At 66.3% G+C, this 24931-nt stretch carries 23 protein-coding genes; 14 read left to right on the top strand and 9 right to left on the bottom strand.

Going from position 1 to position 24931, the window contains the following annotated elements; translation table 11 throughout:
* The first annotated feature begins 125 nt into the window (after window positions 1-125).
* The 10 genes from ACTG4X_RS28390 to ACTG4X_RS28435 all read left to right on the top strand — a co-directional run bounded on the left by ACTG4X_RS28390 (window position 126) and on the right by ACTG4X_RS28435 (window position 10897).
* On the top strand, window positions 126-2354 hold the full coding sequence (locus tag ACTG4X_RS28390) for an ATP-binding protein (RefSeq protein WP_440532497.1): 2229 nt from the start codon (window positions 126-128) through the stop codon (window positions 2352-2354).
* A gap of 99 nt (window positions 2355-2453) precedes the next feature.
* Window positions 2454-2684, top strand: a complete 231-nt coding sequence (locus ACTG4X_RS28395; protein WP_143042628.1) for a hypothetical protein — start codon at window positions 2454-2456, stop codon at window positions 2682-2684.
* Window positions 2685-2862: 178 nt separating this feature from the next.
* A complete protein-coding gene (locus ACTG4X_RS28400; protein ID WP_440532498.1) occupies window positions 2863-3339 on the top strand; it encodes a type IV pilin protein in 477 nt (158 codons plus the stop codon).
* The gene (locus ACTG4X_RS28405) at window positions 3339-3938 is read left to right on the top strand and encodes a pilus assembly FimT family protein (protein WP_440532499.1); all 600 of its coding nucleotides are present in this window, start codon (window positions 3339-3341) and stop codon (window positions 3936-3938) included. The genes ACTG4X_RS28400 and ACTG4X_RS28405 overlap by 1 nt, the downstream gene beginning before the upstream one ends.
* Before the next feature lie 2 nt (window positions 3939-3940).
* Window positions 3941-4366, top strand: coding sequence for a type IV pilus modification PilV family protein (locus ACTG4X_RS28410; protein WP_440532500.1), 426 nt, complete (start codon window positions 3941-3943; stop codon window positions 4364-4366).
* Entirely contained in the window at window positions 4363-5556 is a 1194-nt protein-coding gene (locus ACTG4X_RS28415) for a PilW family protein (protein ID WP_440532501.1), read from the top strand. The genes ACTG4X_RS28410 and ACTG4X_RS28415 overlap by 4 nt, the downstream gene beginning before the upstream one ends.
* Window positions 5553-6197: a pilus assembly PilX family protein gene (locus ACTG4X_RS28420; RefSeq protein ID WP_440532502.1), complete on the top strand. Its 645-nt coding sequence runs from the start codon at window positions 5553-5555 to the stop codon at window positions 6195-6197. Before ACTG4X_RS28415 ends, ACTG4X_RS28420 begins: the two co-directional genes overlap by 4 nt.
* Window positions 6198-6202: 5 nt before the next feature.
* The gene (locus ACTG4X_RS28425) at window positions 6203-9976 is read left to right on the top strand and encodes a pilus assembly protein (protein ID WP_440532503.1); all 3774 of its coding nucleotides are present in this window, start codon (window positions 6203-6205) and stop codon (window positions 9974-9976) included.
* Between the two features lie 51 nt (window positions 9977-10027).
* Complete coding sequence (locus ACTG4X_RS28430) at window positions 10028-10291, top strand: hypothetical protein (protein ID WP_440532504.1); 264 nt, start codon at window positions 10028-10030, stop codon at window positions 10289-10291.
* Window positions 10292-10540: 249 nt separating this feature from the next.
* On the top strand, window positions 10541-10897 hold the full coding sequence (locus ACTG4X_RS28435) for a hypothetical protein (RefSeq protein ID WP_440532505.1): 357 nt from the start codon (window positions 10541-10543) through the stop codon (window positions 10895-10897).
* 39 nt (window positions 10898-10936) lie between these two features.
* Here the strand turns inward: ACTG4X_RS28435 and pilQ are convergent, their stop codons facing one another.
* The gene (gene pilQ / locus ACTG4X_RS28440) at window positions 10937-13039 is read right to left on the bottom strand and encodes a type IV pilus secretin PilQ (protein ID WP_440532506.1); all 2103 of its coding nucleotides are present in this window, start codon (window positions 13037-13039) and stop codon (window positions 10937-10939) included.
* A 156-nt stretch (window positions 13040-13195) separates the two neighbouring features.
* The gene (locus tag ACTG4X_RS28445; RefSeq protein WP_093057368.1) at window positions 13196-14356 is read right to left on the bottom strand and encodes a porin; all 1161 of its coding nucleotides are present in this window, start codon (window positions 14354-14356) and stop codon (window positions 13196-13198) included.
* A 306-nt stretch (window positions 14357-14662) separates the two neighbouring features.
* On the opposite strand from ACTG4X_RS28445, the gene ACTG4X_RS28450 reads away from it, so the two are divergent.
* The 4 genes from ACTG4X_RS28450 to ACTG4X_RS28465 are packed head-to-tail and all read left to right on the top strand — an operon-like array spanning window position 14663 to window position 19567.
* A complete protein-coding gene (locus tag ACTG4X_RS28450; protein ID WP_440532507.1) occupies window positions 14663-15673 on the top strand; it encodes a hypothetical protein in 1011 nt (336 codons plus the stop codon).
* Window positions 15674-15691: 18 nt separating this feature from the next.
* Window positions 15692-16453 (top strand): nuclease-related domain-containing protein, encoded by a 762-nt coding sequence (locus ACTG4X_RS28455; RefSeq protein WP_440532508.1) that lies wholly within the window; start codon window positions 15692-15694, stop codon window positions 16451-16453.
* A 4-nt stretch (window positions 16454-16457) separates the two neighbouring features.
* Window positions 16458-17147 carry a response regulator gene (locus ACTG4X_RS28460; protein WP_093057365.1) on the top strand — a complete coding sequence of 230 codons (690 nt, stop codon included), beginning with the start codon at window positions 16458-16460 and terminating at the stop codon, window positions 17145-17147.
* Between the two features lie 35 nt (window positions 17148-17182).
* Complete coding sequence (locus tag ACTG4X_RS28465) at window positions 17183-19567, top strand: LPS-assembly protein LptD (protein WP_440532509.1); 2385 nt, start codon at window positions 17183-17185, stop codon at window positions 19565-19567.
* An 11-nt stretch (window positions 19568-19578) separates the two neighbouring features.
* On the opposite strand, the gene ACTG4X_RS28470 is transcribed toward ACTG4X_RS28465, so the two are convergent.
* The 7 genes from ACTG4X_RS28470 to ACTG4X_RS28500 all read right to left on the bottom strand — a co-directional run bounded on the left by ACTG4X_RS28470 (window position 19579) and on the right by ACTG4X_RS28500 (window position 24866).
* Window positions 19579-20421, bottom strand: coding sequence for an ABC transporter substrate-binding protein (locus tag ACTG4X_RS28470; RefSeq protein ID WP_093057363.1), 843 nt, complete (start codon window positions 20419-20421; stop codon window positions 19579-19581).
* Between the two features lie 47 nt (window positions 20422-20468).
* A complete protein-coding gene (locus ACTG4X_RS28475) occupies window positions 20469-21203 on the bottom strand; it encodes an amino acid ABC transporter ATP-binding protein (RefSeq protein ID WP_440534435.1) in 735 nt (244 codons plus the stop codon).
* A gap of 53 nt (window positions 21204-21256) precedes the next feature.
* The gene (locus tag ACTG4X_RS28480; RefSeq protein WP_440532510.1) at window positions 21257-22015 is read right to left on the bottom strand and encodes an amino acid ABC transporter permease; all 759 of its coding nucleotides are present in this window, start codon (window positions 22013-22015) and stop codon (window positions 21257-21259) included.
* Window positions 22016-22027: 12 nt separating this feature from the next.
* Window positions 22028-22729, bottom strand: a complete 702-nt coding sequence (locus tag ACTG4X_RS28485; protein WP_093057361.1) for an amino acid ABC transporter permease — start codon at window positions 22727-22729, stop codon at window positions 22028-22030.
* 37 nt (window positions 22730-22766) lie between these two features.
* Entirely contained in the window at window positions 22767-23519 is a 753-nt protein-coding gene (locus ACTG4X_RS28490) for an SDR family oxidoreductase (protein WP_440532511.1), read from the bottom strand.
* Window positions 23520-23684: 165 nt separating this feature from the next.
* Entirely contained in the window at window positions 23685-24449 is a 765-nt protein-coding gene (locus ACTG4X_RS28495) for a LamB/YcsF family protein (protein ID WP_093077571.1), read from the bottom strand.
* A gap of 21 nt (window positions 24450-24470) precedes the next feature.
* Window positions 24471-24866, bottom strand: a complete 396-nt coding sequence (locus tag ACTG4X_RS28500; protein WP_440532512.1) for an acetyl-CoA carboxylase biotin carboxyl carrier protein — start codon at window positions 24864-24866, stop codon at window positions 24471-24473.
* Between the last annotated feature and the right edge of the window lie 65 nt (window positions 24867-24931).

Raw genomic sequence — 24931 nt, forward strand, 5'->3', positions numbered from 1 at the left:
TCGAACGTTTGCGCATGCCCCCCGCCTCGCGCATGCGCGCTGACAGCTGGGAGAAAAAAGATGGGAACGCAAAGATCGAGCCATGCCGGCGTGACATCGCTTCCCGTCCGTGCCAGCATCAACCCATGAACTCCCAAGGTACCGCGCGCCGCTGGTCGGGCCCGCCGCTCGCGTGGCAAATCATGGGCCTGCTGCTGGGCGGGCTGGTGGTGGCGCAAGTCGTGACACTGGCGCTCACCGTGCTGCTCCCGCCTCAACCACAGCGCCAATGGGAGATGGGCGACATCGCGCGCGTGCTGTCTGGCCGGAGCGCCGAAGGCCGCAACGCGAACCTGCTGCAGCGCACGCTGCAGGCGAACGCGCCCCAACCCAAGGGACAAGGCTGGCTGACATCCGAACGCTCGCGGCGCGACCTCGCGCAGCTGCTGACGCGCGACGAAGCCGAGGTGCGGCTGTACTTCTTCACACCGCTGCCGTTCGCGGGCGCCACAGGGCCTGTCGCGGCGACGGAGAACGGGCATGACGCAGCGCAGCCGGTGCCGCGCCGCATCGCCGATACCTTCGCCGGAGCCGGCTTTCTGCGGGTCCAGGCGAGGGGTGGGCCGGGGGGCGGCGGTGGCGGACCGGGAGGACCCGGTGGGCCTGGAGGCATGGCGTTTCCGGGTGGGATGGGTCCCTCGGGCGGCGGCTTCGGCACTGACAGGGGCCCGAGAGGGAACACCACAGGCACTCCGCCGCCGCCGCCTGGCGGCACGACAACGAATTCCGCGCCGGGCAACGCGCCGGCCACTGCCCCGGATGCACCAGTCGGTACATCCGCCCCCACGCCCGCGGCCGGAAACCCTCCAGGCAGCACGGTAGCGGCGCCCCCTGGTAGCGGCGCAGGCCCCGTCGGCACACCGCCATCGCCCGGGTCGGCGGCACCGAACACGGCGACCACGCCGGGCTCGGCGACTGCACCAGGCTCAACGACCGCGCCGGGCGCGCCCGGTGCCGCCCCTCCACCGGGCCTCTCGCCCACGGCGCCGCCATCGGGCCCCGCCCAAGGCCAGCCCGGAGCCCCTTCCATTCAGTCGGGCCCCTCCATGCGAGCCTTGCCGCCGGTCATCGAAAGCCCCCCGCGCCGCGAAGCCCCTGCCAGGGCTGAAGCACCAGTTGCGCCCCCTATCGCGCAGTCGCCGCGCGCCGAGCCCGCTACGCGCCCGTCTTCGGCCAGCACGCCACCGGCGACTGCGGCTGCACCGCCACGCGTCGTCACCCCCGCCGAACCGCCCCGCGCGTCCAGAGACACCGACACGACGATCACGACGCCCATTGCAACCACCGACAACGAACGCCCCGCCGCGCGCGGCCTCTTCGGGCTCGCTCCCGCGCCGTTCGTCGAAGGCGACTTCATCGCCGCCGTCTACACGCCCGAAGGCAGCTGGGTGGTCGTGCAGCCGGTGCCCGAGTCTTTTCCGAACGCGTGGCAGCGCCGCGTGCTGTTGTGGTTCCTGATCGCCGCGGCAATCGTCGCCCCTGCGGGCTGGCTGTTCTCGCGCCGATTGGTGCGGCCGATTGCCGGCTTCGCGCGCGCGGCCGACCAGCTGGGCCGCGACCCGGCAGCCCCGGTGCTGGCACTGGAGGGCCCCGCCGAGATCGGCCGCGCAGCGCAGGCCTTCAACCGCATGCAGGCCCGGCTGCGCAGCTTCGTCGACGACCGCACGGTGATGATCGGCGCCATCAGCCACGACCTGCGCACGCCCCTCACGCGGCTGCGCTTTCGCATCGAAGACGTGCCCGACGACGTGCGCGCCGGCATGCTCGAAGACGTCCAGGAGATGGAGCTGATGATCGGCTCCGTGCTCAGCTTCATCCGCGATGCCTCGGTGGTGAGCGCGCGAGAGCGCATGGACCTCTCGAGCCTTGTCGAGGACGTGGTCGAGCAAGCCATCTTCGTCGGCAAGAACGTGCAGCTGCGACGCGTCGAGAGCGCGCAGGTGGAGGTCGACCCGATCGGCATGCGCCGCGTGCTCGACAACCTGATCGAGAACGCCGTCAAGTACGGGCACCTGGCCCGCGTTCGGCTGTTCGCCGATGGGCATGACGCCGTGGTCGAGATAGGCGATCGTGGGCCGGGGCTGCCCGCAAACGAAATCGAGCAGGTGTTCAAGCCGTTCTATCGCACTGCGCAGGCGCGGTCCTCGCGTGCTGCGGGCAGCGGCCTTGGTCTGGCGGTATGCCGCTCCATCGCGCGCGCGCATGGCGGTGACGTGGTGCTGAGGTCTGGCTCGCACGGGCTTGTTGCGCAGGTTCGCGTGCCGCTGGCACTTGAAGCTCAGCGGTTGCCGTCGCAGGTCGCCAGCGCGCACTGAGGCGCGCGGCTACTGTCTCTTCAATTCCGGGGTGCAGCACCACCGGCTGGTGGTGGCCTGCCGCCGTCCTGCGCGGGCTTGGTGAAGCCTGCCTTGGTCATGCACGCTGTCATCGCGGTCTCGTCGGGGCCGCCGTTCGAATCCTTGGCCACGCTGGCCGCGCAGGTCTTCAACGCAGCATCAACAGCTGAATTGCCGCCAGTGCTGCCGGTGCTCGCACTGCTGCTTTCCGTGGTCGTCGACGCAGCCCAAGCCGCGGCCGAACATCCCACCAGACACGCCATCCCAAGGGACAGCAACATCTTCTTTTTCATCGATCACTTCTCCTGAACATCGGTCGATCCGATACAGCAGTGATGCTGGGCAACAAAGTCAGAGAAACGTCGGATTCGGTGTGTCCAAGCGCACACAAACCCCAACGCATCAGCCAGATTTCTCCAAAGTTGAATGTTCGACTCGGTGCCCAGGAAGTTTCCGCTTGTTTCCGGCACACGAGGAGAAGAACCCCATGACGCGGCTGCAGAAGAAGCCTCACGAACTCCGCGCGCGAGCGCTCGGCTTCACCCTGATCGAACTGATGGTGACCGTGGCGATCATTGGCATCCTCGCGAGCCTCGCCTACCCCTCGTACCGCGACTACGTGCTGCGCGGGCGCATCGTCGACGCCACCAGCGGCTTGTCGACGATGCGCGCGAACATGGAGCGCTACTTCCAGGACAACCGCACCTACCTGTCCACGGGCAGCTACACCTCGCCCTGCCTGGTGTCCTCCACGCTGCGCATGGTCGGCACCTTCACGCTGTCGTGCGACGGCACGTATGGCGCGGTAACTGCCACCAGCTACACGTTGGTAGCCACGGGCAGCGACAGCACCGCGGGTTTCATCTTCACCGTTGACCAATCCAACAACCGCGCGACGGTAGCCGTGCCAACGGGCTGGACGACTTGCAGCACCGACTGGGTGTCGAAGCGGGGAGGATGCTGATGACCAGGCGCGCCGCCCCATCGGCGGGCTTCACGCTGATCGAGCTCTCCGTGACTCTGGTGGTGATGGCCATTCTCATGGCGCTGGCGATGCCCTCGCTCTTTGCGTGGATTGCCAACACTCGGGTGCGCACGGTAAGCGATGCGCTGCAAAACGGCTTGCGCCAGGCACAGGCCGAGGCGGTTCGCCGCAGCCGCACGGCGGTGTTCTCGCTGACCAACGACACCGCCCCGAAGACCAGCCTGACAGCCGTGGCCAACGGCAGGAACTGGTCGATCAACTTCGTGGCCTCGTCGACGCTCGACACCTCCAGTGTCGCCACCTTCGTCGAAGCCGGCGTGCTGACCGTTGCCGGCGCCAGCGTGAGCATCAGCGGGCCGGCCGCGGTCTGCTTCAACCCGCTGGGACGGCTGGTGGCCAACAGCAGCACCGGCGTCACGGGCGCCACCTGCAACCTGAGCTCGACGCCCACCTACAACATCACGATGACTTCGGCCGACCGCCCGCTGCGCGTGGTCGTGAGCCTGGGCGGACAGGTGCACATGTGCGACCCGGCCAAGACTCTGTCGTCCAGCACACCCGACGGCTGCCCGAGCTGAACATGAAAACTCCAACCCAACGCCGCGCGCCGTCATCGGGCTTCGCGCTGATCGAGGTGCTCGTGTCGCTGCTGATCTTCTCCTTCGGCCTGCTGGGCATGGCGGGCATGCTGGCGCGCGCGCTCACCATTTCCGTCGACGCCGAAGACCGCAACCGCGCCGCGCTGCTCGCCAACGAAATCGCCAGCACGATGTGGCTGAAGAATTCCATCTCGGTCGACACCACCTCATGGCAGACGCGCGTGAGCGACCTGAGCAACGGCGGCCTGCCCAACGCCACGCTGACGGTGAAGGCCGTCTCTGGCGCAACCAACAGTTCGGGTACGGCCAATGCCGCCGACATCGTGGTCGCCTGGCGCGCCGTGACCCGCGAGTCCACCGCGACCAACGCCGCAAGCCAGCTCGTCACGCGGGTGGTGCTGCCATGAAGAGCATTAAGCGCATGCATCAACGCGGCGTAACGCTCATCGAGCTGATGGTGGCGGTCATCATCGGCCTGGTGGTGACGCTGGCCGTCACCAGCCTGCTGATCTTCGGCGAGTCGAGCAAGCGCACCACCACCGCCACCAACGACATGGGGCAGACCGGTGCCTATGCCGCCTACGTGCTGGACCGTGCCGTACGCGCCGCCGGCTCGGGCTTCACGCAGTCGTGGAGCCTCGCGGGTGCTTTCGGCTGCCTGCTGAACGCAACGCTGCCGAGCACGCCCAACCTGCCGCGTAGCACCGCCTTCCCCGCACCCTTCGCCACCGCCTTTCTCGGTGGCGCGAGCGGCAGCGCCAACCTGCGCGTGGCGCCGGTGCTGATCGGCAAGAGCCAGTCCGACGCCGGCTCCGACGTGCTGGTGGTGATGGGCGGCACGGCGGCATCGGGCGATGTGCCCCGGCTCATTCTTTCGAGCGGCAAGTCGAGCAACATCCTGCGCCTGGACAACACCGTGGGCATGACCGAGGGCGACCTCGGGCTGGTGAGCGCCAGCGGCACCACCGACTGCCTGCTGGAGCAGGTGCACGCCAGCACCGCCTTTGCCGACACCAGCGGCAACGATGCGCTGCCGCTGGGCAGCACCTACTACACCGCGTCGGGCTCATCGACCAGCCTGTCCACGCTGGCGGCCAACGGAAGCGCCTACTTCACGCCGCTGGGCAACGTCAATGCGGGCAACACGCAGCTCCAGATGTTCGGGGTGGGCAGCAACAACACGCTCTACAGCTACGACCTGCTGATGAGCAACGGCACCGATGCGTCGCAGGCCATCGCCGACGGCGTGGCCGAGATGCATGCGCTGTACGGGCTGGACACCAACTCCGACGGGGTGCTCGACACCTGGGTCGATCCCGGCACCACCGGCTACGACATCGCCACCATGATGACCACGCCGGCCACCGCGCGGCAGGTGGTGGCTATTCGCATCGCCCTGGTGCTGCGCAGCGCAAACTATGAAAAGGAAAACGCGAACGGCGAGCTGCCTTCGCCCGCTTCGCTCACGCTGTTCAGTGACCTCGCCACCTCGCTGCAGCAGAAGGTGAGCTTCAGCACCAGCGAACAGCACTTTCGCCACCGCGTCGTCGAATCGACGATTCCCCTTCGCAACGTGCTGCTGCTGCCCACGTCATGACACCTGGTTTCTCTTCTCGCGCTTCGCGCGCCCGGCGCCAGGGCGGCGTGGTGCTGCTGTTCTGCCTGATCGTGCTGGTCATCCTGCTGATCGGCGGCGTGGCCGTGATGCGCTCCACGCACACCTCGCTGGCGAGCGCCGGCAATCTCGCGTTCCGGCGCGACCTTGCCAGCCAGGGCGAGCAGGCCGCCTCCAACGTGCTGACGGCCTTCAAGAGCGGCGCGCTGAAGACGGCCACGCTCTCCTCGGCCAGCGTGCCCTCGGCCAACTACAGCGCTGTCGAGCTGGTCGCCAACGACCAGGGCATTCCGCTCGTGCTGCTGGTCAGCGGCAGTTCGCCGAGCGGCACCGACTTCGCCGGCACCACCTTCAGCCCGACGGCCTCCGACCTGACGGGCGCAACCTCGGACGTCACGATCCGCTACGTCATCGACCGCCTGTGCCGCGCGGCCGGCACAGCCACCACGAGCAGCTGCGTGTACGCGCCGTCGAGCAGCAACGTCACCGGCGGCAGCAGCCAGTTGCCGACGAGCCAGCGGCCGGCCTCGACCATCTCGCCCGTCTACCGGCTGAGTGTGCGCGTCACCGGTGCGCGCTCGACTCAGGTGTTTCTCCAGACTTCGTTCACCCGGCCCGAGTAACTCCGATGAATCGATCCCGTCTCATTTCCCTCACGCTGACTGCCGCCGCCCTGCTGCTGGGCTCATCAGCCTCCACCGCGGTGACGCTGGCCGACCAGCCGGTCTTCGCGAGCGCTGACGTTCCAGGCAACCTCGCGCTCACGCTGTCGGTCGAGTACCCGACCGCAATCAGCGTGGCCAACCTCGGCAACTATGCAGACAGCTCTACATACTTGGGCTACTTCGATCCGCTGAAGTGCTACACCTACGTGCTGAACTCCACCACGCCGGCAAGCAGTTACTTCCAGCCCACGGGCCTCGCGACCGGCACCAACTACCACACCTGTTCCAGCAAGTGGAGCGGCAACTTCATGAACTGGGCCACGATGCAGACCATCGACCCGTTCAGATGGGCGCTGACGGGCGGCTATCGCAGCGTGGACACGACGACCCAGACCATCCTCGAAAAAGCCTGGGGATCGAGCCAGGGCTCGCAGACCAACTTCCCGCTGCGCGGCACCAGCCAGGCAACCTCCACCGGCCACAACGTGGCGTCCTCGCTGATCTCGTCGGTGACGCCGCTGAGCTGGACCTCGTTCAACACCAGCATCTGGAAGCGCGGCAACACCATGGTGTTCTCGGGCACCGGCAGCAGCTACAGCAACACCAGCGTGAGCGGCACCGACTGGGTGAGCGCCTCATCATCAAATAATGCAGCCAGCACCTACCGCGTGTACATCCGCGTGCTGGTCTGCGACCCGAGCAGTTCCTCGGGCGGCGTGGAGTCCAATTGCGTGCTGTATCCCAACGGCCAGTACAAGCCCGAAGGGCTGATGCAGAGCTACGCCAACAAGATCCGCTACAGCGCCTTCTCCTACCTGAACGGCAGCGGTGCCACCAACCAGGGCGCCGTTCTGCGCGCGCCGATGGGCTACATCGGCCCGACCTACCCCACGCCGCTGTCGACCACCGTCACCACCAACAGCAAGGCTGAGTGGAGTTCGACCACCGGCATCATGGTGACGAACCCCGACTCGGCCACCGCCACTGCCACAACCAACACCAGCGGCGTGACCATCAGCAACAGCGGCGTGATGAACTACCTCAACAAGTTCGGCACCGCTTCCTCGTCGTACATGACGTACGACAACGTCAGCGAGCTTTACTACGCCGCGGTGCGCTACTTCGAGAACCTGGGCAACGTGTCGACGTGGACCAGCTACATCACCCCGGCCACCACCTCGTCGTCGAGCACGCGCAGTACGCTGCTCGACGGCTTCCCGGCCGTCACCACGTGGACCGACCCGGTGCTGTACGCGTGCCAGAAGAACTTCATCTTGGGCATCGGCGACACCAACACGCACTACGACTACAACGTGGGCGGCGGCACGCTGACCAGCACGCGCACCAAGCCGTCGGCCGTCAGCAGCGACACGCTCAACCTGGCGCGCACCTACACCAACAACCTGCTCACGCTCGAAGGACTGAGCTCCAAGGTCGATGCGTGGTGGAACAGCTCCTACGCCACCTACTACATGGCAGGTCTGGCCTACCAGGCCCACACCAACGACATCCGCTCCGACCTGACCAGCACACAGACCATCTCGACCTACTGGATGGACGTGATGGAGTACCAGACGGCAGCCGACAAGAACCCCTACTGGCTCGCTGCCAAGTACGGCGGCTTCACGGTGCCGTCGAGCTACGACCCGACCCAGACCACCACCGCGCTCACGCAGAGCTGGTGGAACAGCAGCAGCGAGACCATCACGATGGGTACCGCCACCGAGTACCGCCCCGACAACTACTTCCTGGCGGGTAGCGCGAGCCAGATGGTCTCGGGCCTCACCAAGGCCTTCTCGGCCATCGCCACGGCCGTCAGCGCCTACACCACCTCGCTCTCGCTGTCGTCCGCGCAGGTGAGCGATTCGGGCAGCGCCTCGTATGCCGCGCAGTACGCGTCCAAGACCTGGAGCGGCGTGCTGACCGCCAGCAGCGTAACCATCGGCACCGACCTGAGTACCACCTCGACCGTGATGTGGACTTCCACCGCCAAGCTTGCCACGCAGCTCGCCAGCACTGGCTGGAGCACGGCGCGCCGCGTCGCCACCTGGGACGGCAGCAGCGGCCAGCCCCTTCGCTACGCGAGCCTCACCACCAGCCAAAAGGCCGCGCTGGTCACGTCCTATCGCGGCAGCGACGGCTCGGACTACCTGAACTACCTGCGCGGCGATCAGACGCAGGAATCGGGCTCCACCACCAGTGGCAGCAGCCAGGCCTACCGCGCGCGTTCGGTGCTGCTGGGCGACATCGTGGGCTCCAAGGTAACGCCGGTGGCTGCCCCGAGCCTCACGTATTCCGACTCGATCAACCCCGGCTACGCGACCTTCAAGAGCACCTGGTCGAGCCGTCCCACCGTGGTCTACGTGGGCGCCAACGACGGCATGCTGCACGCATTCAACGGCACGCTGTCGGGCACCGACGCGGGCACCGAAATCTTCGCCTACGTGCCCAGCGCGCTGTTCCAGGGACCGAGCGGCACGCCCAACACCTCGGCCTCCGACGGCCTCACCGCGCTGGGCAACCCGAGCTACACCCACCACTACTACGTCGATGCGACGCCGCTGTCCTTCGACGTCGACTTCAACTACGCGGGCGGCTCGCTCACCACGACGTCTACCTCTACCTCCGACTGGCGCACGATCCTGGTCGGCGGGCTCGGCAAGGGGGGCAAGAGCTTCTATGCGATCGACGTCACCAATCCGTCGGGCATGACCTCCGAATCGGTGGTCGCGGGCAAGGTGCTGTGGGAGTTCACCGACTCGACCATGGGCTTCAGCTACGGCGAACCGGTAGTGGTGAAGACCGCCAAGTACGGCTGGGTGGTGGTACTGACCTCCGGCTACAACAACAGCGACGGCTACGGTTACGTCTATTTCGTCAACCCCAAGACCGGCGCGCTGCTGGAAAAGGTCAAGACCGGGAGCACCGCCGCCGGCCTCACGCATGCCACCGCTTACGTGCGCGACTTCACCGACGGCACGGCCGACGCCATCTACGCCGGCGACCTCAACGGACAAGTCTGGCGCTTCGACGTCACCGGCACCTCGACCTACAGCGCACCACTGCTGCTGGCCAGCCTGACGGACGCCAGCGGCAACGCCCAGCCCGTCACAACGCAACCGCTGGTCGAGGTGCATCCGACCACGAAGAAGCGCTACGTGCTGCTGGGCACAGGCCAGCTGCTGTCGTCCAGCGACGTCAACTCCACCGCGGCGCAGGACTTCTATGCGCTGCTCGACGGCACGGCCTCGGCCTTCAATACGTCTTCGTCACTGCCCTCGGGGGTGAGCTTTCCGTTCGCACGCAGCAACCTGACCGCGCTGACCGACCTGACCTCCACCACGACACTGGGCAGCAGCTCGATGGGCTGGTATGTCGACCTCGGCACCGACAGCAGCAGCGGCATCGCCTGGCGCATGATCACCGCCACGGCGACCACTGGCGGCGTGGTGGCGTTCGCCTCCACGCTCACCACGGCCGATGCCTGCAGCCCTTCCGGCACCAGCCGGGTCTATGCCATCAACTTCGGCACGGGGCAGTCGGCGCTGGAAAGCAGCGCCGCTTACATCTCTGAGTCGTACGCGGTAACGGACCTGCGGTTCACCAGCAGCACCAGCGGCGGCACCACGCTGTCGGTAGGCTCCAGCACCGGCACGGTCGAAAACCTGAAGGTGTCGCTCTCGTCCAGCCTGAGCCTGCGGCTGCTCAACTGGCGTGAGGTGCCGGTGGTGGAGTAATAGGGCAGGTTCCTCAAGATGTCTCCCACATCGCCGCTCAGACTCGCCGGCATGTGCACTCCCGCAGCTTCGCGCCCATGGATCCGCCTGCGCTGGCGATTGCCGTGCGTGGGCCTGTTCGGGCACCCCGTCGAGGGCCACTGGCTGTGGGAGCCTGACACGCCGTCGGTGCGCGCCGCATTCCAGGCGGCCGTGGAGGCCGGCAACAAGGCACATGGCGCCGGGACGCACTGGATGGAGCAGGAAGAAGCCGAGGCGGCGCCGGACAGGATGGCCATCCGGCAGGCTCGAGGGACGGATCACATGATCGGGTGATTGCGGTCGGACGGCATCTTCCGAGAATCGCGAGCGGGAAGAAGACCTCCATCGCACCTTGATGAGAACAGCGATGCCACCTTATGTCTGCGCCTGCGGTTTCAAGTGCTGGGCCCCGCGGATCCCCCCGTTTCATTGCACGCGGCGCCCCAGTGCGGCCCCTTCGTGGACAAAGGCACCATACCGGAAGACGTGGCGCCCGATCCTCCCCACCCGCCGCCCGACTTGCCGCCTCCCCCTGGGGGAGTCATGGCCATTCAGACCCCAACCAATGCGATCGCGCTGATCCCCGCCGCGCACCAGCCCATGCCGGTCGGCCTGCTGTCCATGCCAGTGGAAATGATCCAGCTGATCCTGTTCAACCTTGGCCCCGCGCTGATTCCGGCGCCGGGCGCGCTGCGTTGCAGCAGCCATGGGGCGCGCAACATGACCACCGATGCACTCGGAATCGACCCGCACCCCATGCGTCGCGCGACGATCACGTCCAATCTCATCATGCTCAGGGACCGGGCGAGAGCGATGAAAGATCAGATCACGGCAAAGGCGGTGGCGCTGGGACTGAAACTGCAGGCCGCGAACGACAAGCGATCTCTGAAGCGCCTGTAGCGGACATGGCGACCGGAAGGCCGCCTGGCCGCCCGGCATTCAACGCAGCGCAGTCCGGTCGGTAATCATCTTCGGCGTGATGAAGACCAGCAGTTCCGTCTTGTTGTAGGTGCGACTGCGTGTGCGGAACAACGCCCCCACCACCGGGATCTCGCCCAGCACCGGAACGCGCGACTCGTCGATGTTGTCCGTCAGCTCGAAGATCCCGCCGATCACGACCGTTCCTCCGTTCTCGACAAGCACCTCCGTCTGGACATGCTTCGTATTGATCGCGTAGCCCGCGCTCGTGGACTGCCCGACCGAATCTTTGTTCACATCGAGCGTCAGGATGATGTTGCCTTCCGGCGTGATCTGCGGCGTGACTTCGAGCTTCAGGTTGGCCTTGCGGAACGACACCGAAGTGGCGCCGCTGGACGTTGCCGACTGATAGGGCAGCTCCGTCCCCTGCTCGATCAGGGCCTTGGTCTGGTCCGCTGTCACCACGCGGGGACTGGCCACGACCTTGCCCTTGCCTTCGTCTTCCAGCGCGGAGATCTCGAGGTTGAGGATCTTCGACAGGCTGGAGTTGTACAGTGACACGGCGAAGGTGCCGACGCTCGATCCGCTCGAGCTGGTAGCGGGCAGATTGACGAAGTTGCTGGTCGAGTTTCCGGAGAAGGTTGTGGTCCCGTCGCTCGAAGTGGTCGGCTGCGTCCCTACCGAGCTGTTGCTTCCCTTGACCGAGCCGCCCAACTTGACGCCCAGCGACTTGCTGAAGGTGTCCGACGCCTCGACGATCCGGGCCTCGATCAGCACCTGGCGCACTGAAACGTCCAACTTCTGGATCAGCTCGGCCACCTGCACGAGACGCGACGGAATATCCGAAACGAAAAGCTGGTTGGTGCGCGGCTCGGCAATCACACTGCCGCGCGCGCTCAGGATGCGGGTCGTCGATCCGCCTGATCCGCCGCTCGACGAGCCCGTGCCGGTAAGGCTCTGCGCAATCGCGGGCGCCTTGGCATAGTTGAGCTGGAAAGACCGGGTCTGTACAGGCTCCAGGTTCTGGATCGCAGCCTGCGATTCGAATCTGAGCTTCTCCTTCGCATTGAGCTCGTCCTCGGGCGCGATGCGCAGCACGCTACCGCTCTTGCGCATGCCGAGGTTCTTCGCCTCCAGGATGATCTCGAGCGCCTGGTCCCAGGGCACGTCCTTGAGGCGCAGCGTGAGCGTGCCGCTGACGGAGTCCGAAGTGACGATGTTGAAGTTGGTGAAGTCCGCAATCACCTGCAGCAGCGAGCGGATCTCGATGTTCTGGAAATTCAGCGACAGCTTCTCGCCGCTGTAGCCCGTGCCTTGCGCGAGCTTGTTGGGGTTTTCCTTGCGCGGACGCACTTCCACCACGAACTGGCTGTTGCTCTGGTAGGCGCTGTGCTCCCATTCGCCGCGCGGGTCGATCACCATGCGCACGCGGTCGCCGGACTGCTGCATGCTCACCGACTGAACCGGCGTGCCGAAGTCGGACACGTCGAGCCGGCGGTTCAGCCCCTCGGGCAGCGACGACTTGGTGAACTCGACCACGAGGCCCTTGCCCTGCTGGCGGATGTCCACGCCCACCTGGTCGTTGGGCAGCGACACGATCACGCGGCCGGCACCCTCGGTGCCCAGGCGGAAATCGACGTCGCGCAATGGCAGCACGTCGCGGTTGCGGTTCTCGGCAAACTCGAAGGGTGTGGAAGCCACCAGCGCGGGGCCCGCCGCGGGTTGCAGCACCACCAGCAGCGACTTGCCGCGCAGCTCGGTCGTATAGGCGGTCGCCTGCTTCAGGTTGAGCACGAGGCGCGAGCGCTCGCCCGCCTGCACCACGTTGACGGAGCGCAGGTTGCCCTGGCTGATATCGATGGCTTCCCGGCCCAGGCGACTGGTCATGCCAGGAAAGTCGAGCGCGATGCGCGCCGGCGACTGGATGGCGAAGCCGTTGGGCGCTGCGGCCAACGGTTCGGAAAAATCGACACGCAGCACTTCGCTGCCTGCCTGCACGGAGCCCGTGACTGATTCGATTCTGTTCTGTGCCTGTGCCTGCGCCGCTGCGAGCGACCCGAAGGCAACGAGCAAGAAGACGGACGCGCGCAACCAGCGCGCGAGCACGAATGACTGTTTTTTCATTTCACCTGCCTTGAAACTGCGGCTCCATCTCCTCGCTGCCCTGAGGTCCCTCCCGAGCGCAGCGATGCCCCGGCGCCGCGCAGTCCATGCTGCGCAGCGGGGGCGAGCAGCGCGGCCGCTTGCTGGCCGCGCTGCTCCGTTCATGTCCTCATGTCATCAGAACGCGTGGCGGATACCGAAGTCGTAGCCGGTGGAAGAGCGCGGCAGGCCCGTGTAGCTGGTGCCCGTGCTGCCGTAGCCCGTGGTGCTGGCCGACACCAGGCTGCCCGTGTAGTTCACGTCGTTGCGGTTGTTCACGCGCGCCACCGTCGCATACAGCGCCGTGCGCTTGGACAGGTTGTGCACGTAGCCAACTGCGAACTTGCGCGCCATCGGGTCTTCGCCCGTGATGCCGGCCGTGCCTTCGTTGTAGCGCACTTGCGAGTACGCCACGCGGATCAGGCCTGCGCCCACCGGCACGGTCGCGCCGATCAGGTAGCCGTTGTAGGTGTCGTGCGTGTCAGCCGCTGCCGCGTAGTCGAACTTGTTCTTCACGTTCGACAGCTCGCCGAACAGCTTCACAGGACCGAAGTCGTACGAAGCGCCCAGGTTGATGGTCTGCACCCTGCGCTCCAGCGCGGTGGTGTCCACGACGGTGCTCTGGCCCACGGCCAGTGCCACGTCCAGGGGACCGTTGGCATAGCCGAAGCGGCCACCGACGTAGCGCCCAGCCGTGCTGCTGGAAGCTGCAGTGGTGCTGGTGGCGTCGGTGCTGGCGTTCTCGTGCAGGCTGTACTGCACCTGGCCGTAGAAGCCGCCCAGGTTCGGCGGCAGGAAGTAGCCGATCGAGTTGCTGGCACGCACGTAGTTGGCGTTGTTGATGGTGGTGTTGCCGCTGACGGTGCTGATGACGTTGGTGCCCGAACCGTTGGTGCCGAACGGATCGAACACGGTGTCGTTCCAGAAGGTGGCGGTGTAGTCGCGGCCCAGGCGCAGCTCGCCGAAGCCACCCGACAGGCTCACGGTGGAGCGGCGCGCGAAGGTGGAGATGCCGGTGGCGCCGTCGTCGTTGGTGATGGGCGCTTCGAGCCAGAAGCTCGCTGCCAGCCCGCCGCCGAGGTCTTCGGTGCCGCGGAAGCCGATGCGGCTGGAGTTGTAGGCCGAGTTGCCCAGGCTCGTCTTGCTTTGCTTGACCGACGCGCCGGTGGTCGTGTCGCGCGAGGTGCTCGACTGGTAGGTCAGGCCAGCGTCCACGACGCCGAACAACGTGACGGACGATTGGGCAGAAGCCAGGCCGCAGACGGCCAGGGCAGCGAATGCCGTGAGGGTTTTCTTCATTCAGGGTTCTCCAGTTTCAGGTCTGATGCGGCCGTTCGGTATCGACCGGCTGTACGCATGGTTTCGCCCAAATCAGGAGGAATTTGGTGGTTCCGTTTTCTGCGGCTTCGAGTGTTGTGCGCGTACATCACACACGCGCAGGCCTCATGCGGCAGGGCCATTGCAGCGTCCTTCAAATTTCTCCCAGATCGCCTGAAAAGATCCACGCATGACGAAGCTGGAGACTCACAGGTGAAGCGCTCACGAATCCTGATAGCGGCGATTTGCGGCGCCTTGGCCATCGCATGCGCCAGCACGAGCATCGCGATGGTTCACTCCACCTCCGTGCTTGCGGCGAGCATGTTCGTCGACCACAAGGTGCGCACGCAGGCGTCGGCAAACACGCAGCAGCAACACTGGTGGGCCAGCTTCGAGGACACGGCGATGAACCGGCTGATGGCCGCATCGGGCGGCGCCAACGAATCGGGCGTGGCCGCGACCTACATCGCGCTCAAGGTAAAGACGCTCGAGCTGCTCTATCTGGAGAACACGCGTTCCGCCGTCGTGCGGCAAACCCTGCTCATCCAGGGCACCACGCAGCCGTACGACGACTTTGCGAAGCAGCTCGCGGCACGGCACGCCAGCGCGGAAACGACCATCGGCAAGCTGCAGGCGCAGCGTGCGAGCTACATCTCCTATCTGGCAAAGCAGTGCCACATGTCGGAAGCTGCATTGAACGAAATGCTCGCCGAGGCATTGCAGGACAAGTCGCTGCCTCGCTTCGCAGCCGAGGTGCCGCGCGAGCTCCCGATGGCAGTGCTTTCAAACAGGAACGACGTCAACCTGGCCGCCGCACTCTACGGCGCCGACGCGAGCGTGATGCCCGACGGCGTGATCGAAGCGACGAACGAGGCGACGAACGAAGCACAACAGGACATCGACGTGCCCGGCAATCCCTTCTACGTGCACGCGGTCGCGCAGGCACGAGAGCAGGTTTCAGAGGCACTGCGCCGCCTGCAGGCGCAGAGCGACATCGCGAACACCGCGTACGCGCGCGTCGCGAATGCAAGGGCCGAGTTCGAATCGTCGAAGCAGCGCCGCGACCGCGGCGAAATCTCCGAAGTGCAGCTGATGGAGGACTTCCAGGGCCTGCTGCTCGACCTGCACGTGTTGGCCGCAGCCAACGGCGAGCTGGCGCTTGCGTGGGTCGTCTTCATGGGAAGCATCGGAAACAGCCCGTCGATCGACTCGATCGCGGGCCCGCAATCCGCGCAGGCCGAACAAACGGATCAATTGCCGTTTCTGCACAAAGTCTCCCGAAAGTTGCGCAATCCTTGAAGTTCGAAGGAGCCTTACATGACCACTGCCTTGCATAAAGTCCCCACCCGCCCCGTGCTGAAGCTGGCCGGCCACGGACACCCGAAGCCCGACGCTACCGCACCCGTGCGCCGCGCGTGCCCGGCGGAGGGCGAGCAAGCGAACAACACCACGGCGACCACGCTGGCCATCCAGCAACTCGTCAGTGCGTTCCAGCCCGCATTCGATCGGATGCATGTGCTTCGGGATCTCGTCATCCCCATGTACGAAGGCAGCGCCGTGCCTACGGCCCGCTTCGACGTGGCACTGGTGTGCGAGGCCGGCGTGTACCTGTTCGAGGTGAAGGGCTGGCGCAACGCGGTGGTGTATCGCAAGACCGCAGCCCAGGCGTTGCCGCGCTGGTTCCTGCGCCAGAACGGGCATTCGCTGGCGCGCGAGGTGAAAGACCCGGCCTGGCAGTGCGGTCGCAAGACCACGCACCTGCGCAGCCTGCTGCCGCCCGACCTGCGGGTGCAGTACTTCGTGCTGCTGCCGTTCGAGGGCGTGGAACTGCAGGGCGTGATGCCGTCCGTCGTCATCACGCCGCAGGACCTGCCCTACATCGCGCGCGTGGCGCGCAACAACGGGCGCACCGAGCAGGGCTATCCGATGCTCGACGACAACGCCATCGACCGCACGCTGCGGCTGCTGACCGGCCTGCAGGGCAACCTGACGGTCGACGACCACATGAGGAACAGTCGCGAAAAGAGCGCGCAGGCCCCGGTCAGGCCGGCGCACCCGGGCGTCCTGAAGCTGCAATGACGCGATGAGCCGGATCCTGCTGGTGGAGGAAGGGCGCGACGCCGCGTCGGTGCTGCTGGACGAATTGCACCGCGCCGGGCACGAGGTCGACCACATCGACGACGGCGCGGTCGCGCTGCATCGCATCCTGACCTCGCCGCCCGCGCTCACGCTGCTCGACGTTCAGCTGCCGCACGTCAACGGCCTGCAGATCCTGGAGAAGATCCGCGCGCGCAGCGACCACCCGATCATCATGCTGACGGCGCTTGCGCACGAAGCCGACCGGCTGCGCGGCTTCGAGCTCGGCGCGGACGACTACGTGTGCAAGCCCTTTTCTCCGAGGGAAGTCGTGGTGCGCATCCACACGGTGCTGCGGCGCTATGCGCAGCGCCGCATCGTCGCGCGCCCTTCGGTGCCGATCACCTTCGGGGCCGTGCGCGGCTGCGCGATTCTCGACGGGCACTACCTGCCCCTGACGCGCCGCGAGTCGCTGCTGCTGCGCGCGCTTTCGCAGGAGCCCGGGCGGGTGCTGACGCGCTCGAAGCTGCTCGAAGCCGCGTTCCCGGAGGCGCTCGACGTCAACGAACGCGTGGTCGACACCCACATCAAGAACCTCAGAAAGAAGCTCGCCACCGTCTCGACCGAGCACGACTGGATCCGCTCGGTCTATGGCGTCGGCTTTGCATGGGAATCGCAGGCCAGGCAAGACGCCTGACCCGACGCCGGCTTGCTTCCTGGAAATCCTCTCACATGAAATTACGCTGGCGCGGTTTTCCGCGGCCGCCGATGGTGTTGCTGTCGCTGCTTCTGCTGCGCGCGCAAACGGCCCCGGCACAGGAAACATGGACCGAGGCGCCGATGACGCTGCGCCGTACGCCAGAGCTCGCGGAGACCATCGCACCGACCGAGCGCAGCACGCGCCCGAGCCTGGTCGACGGCGACAAGCTCAGCGGTCGGCCCGACCTCGAAGTGGTGGTCGAGGGCAATGCCTCATTGCGGCGCGGCGACACGCGCATCACGGCTGACCGGCTCGAATACCAGCCGCCGGGCGACTTGGCCACGGCCACAGGCAACGTGCACCTGAACCAGGCCGGCAACGTGTACGAAGGCCCCGAGCTGCACCTGAAGGTCGAGAGCTTCGAGGGCTTCTTCAACCACGTGCGCTACACGCTGCTGGCCAACGGCGGGCATGGCGAGGCCGATCGCATCGACTTCGTCGACCCGAAGGTATCGGTGGCGCGGCACGTCACCTACACCACCTGCCTGCGCGAGAACTACTCGAGCTGGGTGCCTGCGTGGATGCTCACGGCGGTCACGATGGCCACCGACACCGACACCAACCTCGCAACCGCCACCGACGCGCAGATCAGCTTCCTCGGCGTGACCACGCCCTCGATACCGTCGGTGAGCTTTCCGCTGAGCAACGCGCGCCAGAGCGGCCTGCTGCCGCCGGTGATCGGCTACGACACCACCAACGGCTTCGAGTACCTGCAGCCCTACTACTGGAACATCGCTCCCAACCGCGACCTCACGCTGTACCCCGAGATCATGACCAGCCGCGGCGTGAACCTGGGCACCGAGTTCCGCTACCTCGAGAAAACCTACAGCGGCCAGATCCGCGTGGACGAGATGCCCAGCGACAGCCTGCGCGGCATCAACCGCTGGGGCCTGTGGGCTCAGCACAACCAGCAGTTGGATCCCAAGCCCTTCGGGCTCGATTCGCTCAGCACCTCGTTCAACATCAACCGCGTGAGCGACGACGATTACTGGCGCGACTTCTCGCACACGCCCACGCTGACCTCGCGCACGCTCACCAACGAGTTCGACCTCAACTGGACCAAGGGCGACTGGAGCGGCCAGGCGCGCACCCTCGCCTACCAGACGCTGCAGTACGCGGCCTCGCCCATCGCGCCTTCGTACAACCGCGTGCCGCAGATCACGGCCAACTACAACAAGTACGACTGGCACGGCTTCGACGTGTCGGGCACGCTGGACTACACACGCTTCGAGATCGATTCCGCCTACTCGCCCACGCTCAACGGCATCAAGCAACCCAACGGCGAGCGCATGGTCGGCAACCTGCAGATCAGCCGGCCGTGGGTCACGCCAGGCGGCTACGTGATTCCGAAGCTGCTGCTGCACACCGCCGCCTACCAGCTCGATTCGGCGCTGGCCAGCGGCGCGACCTCCATCACCAGCGTGGTGCCGACCGTGAGCCTCGACAGCGGTCTGGTGTTCGAGCGCGACACCAACCTCTTCGGGCGCGCATGGCGGCAGACGCTGGAGCCGCGCGCCTTCTACGTGCACACGCCCTACCGCGACCAGAGCCAGCTGCCCGTGTACGACACGGCCGCCAATGACATCAGCTTTGCCACGCTCTACACCGAGAACGCGTTCTCGGGCAACGACCGCGTCTCGGACACCAACACGCTGACCACGGGCGTGAGCACGCGCCTGATCGACCCGACCACCGGCGCCGAGTCGGCGCGCTTCGGCATCGCGCAGCGCTTTCGCTTCAGCGACCAGAACGTCACGCTGCCCAGCGGCACCGCCGTGACCGATCGCGCGGGCGACTTCATCGTCGGCGGGCTGGTGCACTGGAACCCGAAGTGGAGCGTGGACGGCATAGCGCAATACAACATGGATACCGGCAAGAGCTCGCGCGACGCGCTCACCCTGCGCTACACGCCCGCGCCGTACCACACGCTCACCGCGGCCTTCCGCTACCAGGCGGACAGCAGCTCGACCGCGGACGACGGCACGAAGACGGTGGACTTCAACTGGCAGTGGCCGCTGAGCGAGCTGACGAGAGGCCTCTTCGGCAACAAGTCGCCCACGGACCCGGGGCGCTGGTATGCGGTGGGGCGGCTGAGCTACAGCCTGCACGACCACGCGATGTCCGACAGCCTGATCGGCGCGGAGTACAACGCCTGCTGCTGGGTGGGCCGCGTCGTGCTCGAGCGCCTCGTGTCGGGCCGCACGACGCCCGACACACGGCTGATGTTCCAGATCCAGTTCAACGGCTTCGGCAACGTCGGCTCGAACCCGACGAGCACGCTGCTGCAGAACATCCAAGGCTATCAGCCGTTGAACCAGTCGACACAGGAGCCGAGCCGGTTCACCAACTACGACTGAGGCTCTTCAGATCAGGGCAGCAGTTCGAACTTCAGGTCGGCCAGCGGCGTGACCTTCTCTTCGCGCACCATCTTGTATTCGGTGTTCGGGCCCAGCCACTTGGCCCAGAGGCGATCGAGCTCACCCGACTTCTCCAGCGCGTAGAGGGCAGCGTTCACCTTGGACAGCAGCACGGGCTCGTCCTTCTTCATGCCGATGCCGATGGGCTGGAGCACCATCGGGTCCTTGATCATCTTCAGCGCGACGCCTTCGGTCTTCGACTGGTTGACCAGCTTGGTGATGGTCATGGTGTTGGCGACCATGCCGACCGACTTGTTCTGCTGCACCGCCATGAAGGCCGAGCCCGTGTCCTGGAACGTGACCGGTTCCGAGCCGTTCATCTTGATCGACATCTCGGAGGTGGAGCCCTTGGTCGAGCTCAGGCGCTTGCCCTTGAAGTCTGCCTTGGCCGTGCCGGGGTCGGAGGCTTTGACGGCCAGCATTTCCTTGGCCACGTAGTACGGGTCGCTGAACTGGATCTGCTCGCCGCGGCTCTTGGTGTAGGCCAGGTTGGCGATGGTCACGTCGACGCGGCCGAGCTTCACTTCGGGCACGCGCGCCTCCACCGACAGCGGCGTGACCTTGGCGGTGAGGCCGAGCTCCTTGGCGAGCGCATTGCACAGGTCGACGTCGTGGCCCACCATCTCGCGCGTCTTCGGGTCGGGTGCCGCAAAGGGGGGCACGTCGGCGAAGGTGCCGCACTTGAGCTCCTTGCGCTGGCTGATGTCGCTCCACTGGTCGGCGTGCGCGAGCAGCGAGGCCGCGCTGAGACAGGTGCCAAGAATGGCGAGGCGGAAGACGGTCTTGTTCGACATGGTGAGCTCCTGGGAGATTGCGAAAAAGTGAACGACGGGGACTGGACTCAATGCGCGCGCAGGTCCGACAGGAAGCGCTGCGCGCGCGGATGCTGCGGACTGCCGAAGAAGGTCTCGGGGTCGGCCTTCTCCAGGATGCGGCCCGCGTCCATGAACCAGACGCGGTCGGCCACTTCGCGGGCGAAGTTCATTTCGTGGGTGACGCACATCATGGTCATGCCGTCGTTGGCAAGCCCGCGCATCACCGACAGCACCTCGCCCACCATCTCCGGGTCGAGCGCGCTGGTGGGCTCGTCGAACAGCATGGCCGGCGGCTCCATCGCCAGCGCGCGGGCAATCGCCACGCGCTGCTGCTGGCCACCCGACAGCTGCGCCGGGTACGCGCCCGCCTTGTTCGACAGCCCGACGCGTTCGAGCAGTTGCCCGGCCTTGGCCTTCGCGTCGGCACGCTTCACGCCGAGCACGCGCATCGGCGACAGCATGATGTTCTCCAGCACCGACAGGTGCGGAAACAGGTTGAAGCTCTGGAACACGAAGCCGATGCGGCTGCGCAGCTTGTTCAGCGCCGCGCCGCCCATGGGCGCATGGATGTCGTGGCCGTCGAACAGCAGTTGCCCCGACTTCACTTCTTCCAGCCGGTTCACGGTGCGGATCAGCGTGGACTTACCGGAGCCCGAGGGCCCGCAGACCACGACGACCTCGCCCTTCTTCACCTCGGCATTGATGTCGGCCAGCGCCTGGTAGTCGCCGTACCACTTGTTGATGTTCGAGAACAGGATCATGGTGTCGTCCTTGGCGGCAGCGGGCCGCCCTGCGGGGTGTGGAGCGGGCGTTGTCATGGCTGGGTCACCACAGGGGTTGGAAGCGGCACGCCGTCTTCGGCGGCCTTCACCGGCGCGGCGCCGAGCCGCTTGTGCGTGATGCGCCGCTCCAGCCACTGCGCCAGTTGGGTCAGGCTGAAGCAGACCACGTAGTAGGTCATCGCGAGGATGAAGAACACCTGGAACGGTTTGGTCAGAAGCTGGTTGTTGATCTGGTTGGCCGCGAAGGTGAGTTCCTGCACATTGATCACGTAGCCCAGCGTGGTCTCCTTGATGGTGGAGATGAACTGGCTCAGCATGCTCGGCAGCATGTTGTAGAGCGCCTGCGGCAGGATCACGAACCACATGGTGCTCAGGTGACTGTGGCCGAGCGCACGCGCCGCCTCGCTCTGGCCCTTGGGCAGCGACTGGATACCGGCGCGCACCACCTCCGAGAGGTAGGCTCCTTCGTAGATCACCAGCGTGCACAGCATGGTGGTGAAGCCCGACACCTCGCGCCCGATGAGGATGGGCACCAGAAAGTAGACCCACAAAATCACCATGAGCAGCGGCACGCCGCGCACCACGTACACCAGCACGGTGGCGGGCCAGCGCAGCAGGCGCCATGGCGAGAGCCGTGCCAGCGCAAGCAGCACCGACAGCGGAAAGGCCAGCACGATGCCGAGCACCGACAGGATCAGGGTGGCGACGATGCCGCCGAGCGGGCCGGTCGGGTACTGGCCGACCAGCAGCAGCAGCCAGTTGTCGCGAAGAATTTCGTAGACGCTGAACATCGTGGCTCCTGCTTAACGTGCACCGACGATGCGATAGCGCCGCGACAGCCAGCCGCCCACCGCCATGATGAGCAGCGAGCACACCAGGTACAGCACGGTGGCCACGCTGTAGGCCTCGAAGGTGCGAAAGCTCTGGCTCTCGATTTCCTTCACCGCGTGCGTCAGCTCGGCCACGCCGATGGCCATGGCAAGGCTGCTGTTCTTGAAGAGCGACACGCTGTGGTTGACCAGCGCCGGCACCGCGTTGCGGATGGCCTGCGGCAGCATCACGTGGCGCATCGAGCCGATGTAGCCGTGGCCGAGCGCACGCGCGGCCTCGGCCTGCCCCGACGGAATGGCGCGCAGGCCCGAGCGCATGTCTTCGCTGAAGTAGGCGGCCTGGCACAGGCCCAGCGCGACGATCGACAGCAGCCTCTCTGCGTTGTGCACCGACAGCCAGCCCTGCAGCGCATCGGGCAGCAGGCTGAAGATGCCGAAGTACCAGAACATGAGCTGCACCAGCGTGGGCACGTTGCGGTGGTAGGAGACATAGCCGGCCACGATGCGCTCGGCAATGCGGTTCGGCGTGAGCCGCACCACCAGCAGCACGACGGCCATGGTCATCGCCAGCAGCCAGGAGCCGGCCGCGATCTTCAGCGTCTCCAGCAGGCCGTGCAGCAGCATGTCGCCGAACTCCGGCTTCAGCAGGATCGCCAGCAGGTCGAAGTCCTTCATGCGCTGTTCCTTTGCGTGGCGTGCATGGGCCGGGGGCTCAGTCGCGCGGCGTTTCCGGCCGCGTGGTCGAAAGGCCGCCGGGCACCTGCAGCGTGGGCGTGATTTCCATGTGGCCCACGTTCACCGCGATGGGCGCAGCAATGGCGAAGGCGATGGCGTTGGCGATGTCTTCGGCCTGCGGCAGTTCATAGCCTTCGACGAAGCGCTTGTAGGTGTCTTCGGAGTCGCCGTGCACGTGCACGAAGATGTCGGTGGCCACGCGGCCCGGGCAGATTTCGGTGACACGCACGCGCTTGCCGAAGCAGTCGATGCGCAGCTGGCGCGACAGCATGCTCACGGCCGCCTTGGTCGCGTGGTAGGTGCTGTTGCCGCCGAAGTTGTAGGCCGCCGCAATGGAGCTGATGTTGACCACGTGCCCGCGGTCGCGCGCCGCCATGCCGGGCACCACGAGCCGGCACAGGTGCAGCACGGCGCGCAGGTTGACGTCCACCAGCAGGTCGATGCCTTCGGCGTCGGCCTTGAGGATGGAGCCGGGGCGGTCTACGCCAGCGTTGTTGACCAGCACGTCGAACTCGATTTCCTTCGCGAGGCGCGTGACTGCGGCGAGGTCGCTCACGTCGATGGCGTGCGGAATGCAGCCGGTGCGCGCGGCCAGGTCGGCCAGCTTGTCGGCGCTGCGCGCAAGCGCGTGGACCTTGAGGCCTTCCTTGCTGAGGCGTTCGACGACGGCGGCGCCGATGCCTGAAGAGGCTCCGGTCACCAGCGCGGTCTTGTAGTCGGAAAACGGCATATCGGGTTCTTTCGTTAAGGGGCAGATGACTGCCTGGATTTCACTGTAGCCAGCGCCTGCGGGCGGCGCCAAGACGGATTGACTGTGGAGCGATAAGCCCCCCTTATGTCGCCCGGCATCTGTGCATATGAGTAAGGGTAAGCACCATGTTCGTGCCCCGATGCATCAGGTCGATTGTTTTGAGATGGGCACCACGCGCCCCGCCTGCTCGACCACGCCACGCACGGCGCGGGCCAGGTCGACGGCGCCGGGCGTGTCGCCGTGCAGCAGGATCGAATGCACGCGCATCGGGATCTTCTTGCCGGTGCTGCTGGTGACGGTGCCCTCTTCGAGAAGCTGGCGCACGCGGGCCAGCACCGCGTCGCGCTCGTGGATGACCGCGCCGGGCAGCTTGCGCGGCACGAGCAGGCCGTCGTCGCCACAGGCGCGATCGGCCAGGAAGGTGGTGCGCACGCGCAGGCCGCAACGCTCGGCCGCGCCCTCGATGGCGCGGCTGGCGGAGGTGCTGACGGTGAGCGAGGGATCGAAATCGGCCACGGCGCGCACCAGCGGCTCGGCCAGCGCGGCGTCGGCCGCGGCCATGTTGCCGAGCGCTCCGTGGAAGCTCATGTGCGTCATGCGGTGGCCGGCGGTGCGGGCCATGCCCTCCAGCGCGCTCAGCTGGTAGAGCACGTATGCCACCAGTTCCTTCGTCTCTATCTGCATCGGCCGGCGCCCGAACCCCATGAGGTCGGGAAAGCCCACGTGCGCACCCACGTCGACACCACGCTGGCGCGCCATGCGCACGGTGCGATCCATGATGACCGGATCGCCCGCGTGGAAGCCGCAGGCCACGTTGGCGGAAGAGACGATGTCGAGCAGGGCTTCGTCCTCGCCCATGCGCCAGGGGCCGAAGCCTTCGCCGAGGTCTGCATTCAGATCGATGTCCATCGTGAATCCTTGTCTCGTTCGTCAGAGGGGGTGCAGGTCGAACAGCGGTGTGCCGTAGCCGACTGCGAGGCCGTCGGCTGCGTGGATGCTGTCGACGATGCCGGCTTGCGGAGTTGTCACGGGTAGCAGCAGCGGGCCGATCTTCAGCAGGCCGATGGTCTGGCCGGCTTCAACGCGCTGGCCGATGCGGACCAGCGGTACAGCAGCCAGTGGATGGCTTTGCAGGAATACGCCGAGCGAAGGGGCGCGGATCGACAGGATTTCGGGCTCGGCTTCTTCATCCGGCAGTTCGATGATGTCGTCGCCCTGTCTGCCCAGGCGCAGGGTTCCGTTTGGCGTGCGCAGTTCGAGCAGGCCGATGTCTGTGTTGGCCAGCCAGGCGGCTAGTTGGGGGGCGCGCAGTGCTGTGTCCTGCATTTTTCAGGCCTTCGCTTTTTGGTGCTCTTGTTCGGGGTGATGCACAGGCCGCCGGGTACTCCCCT

Source organism: Variovorax sp. YR566 (genome assembly GCF_051992195.1).
In the GTDB taxonomy this organism is placed as follows: domain Bacteria; phylum Pseudomonadota; class Gammaproteobacteria; order Burkholderiales; family Burkholderiaceae_C; genus Variovorax.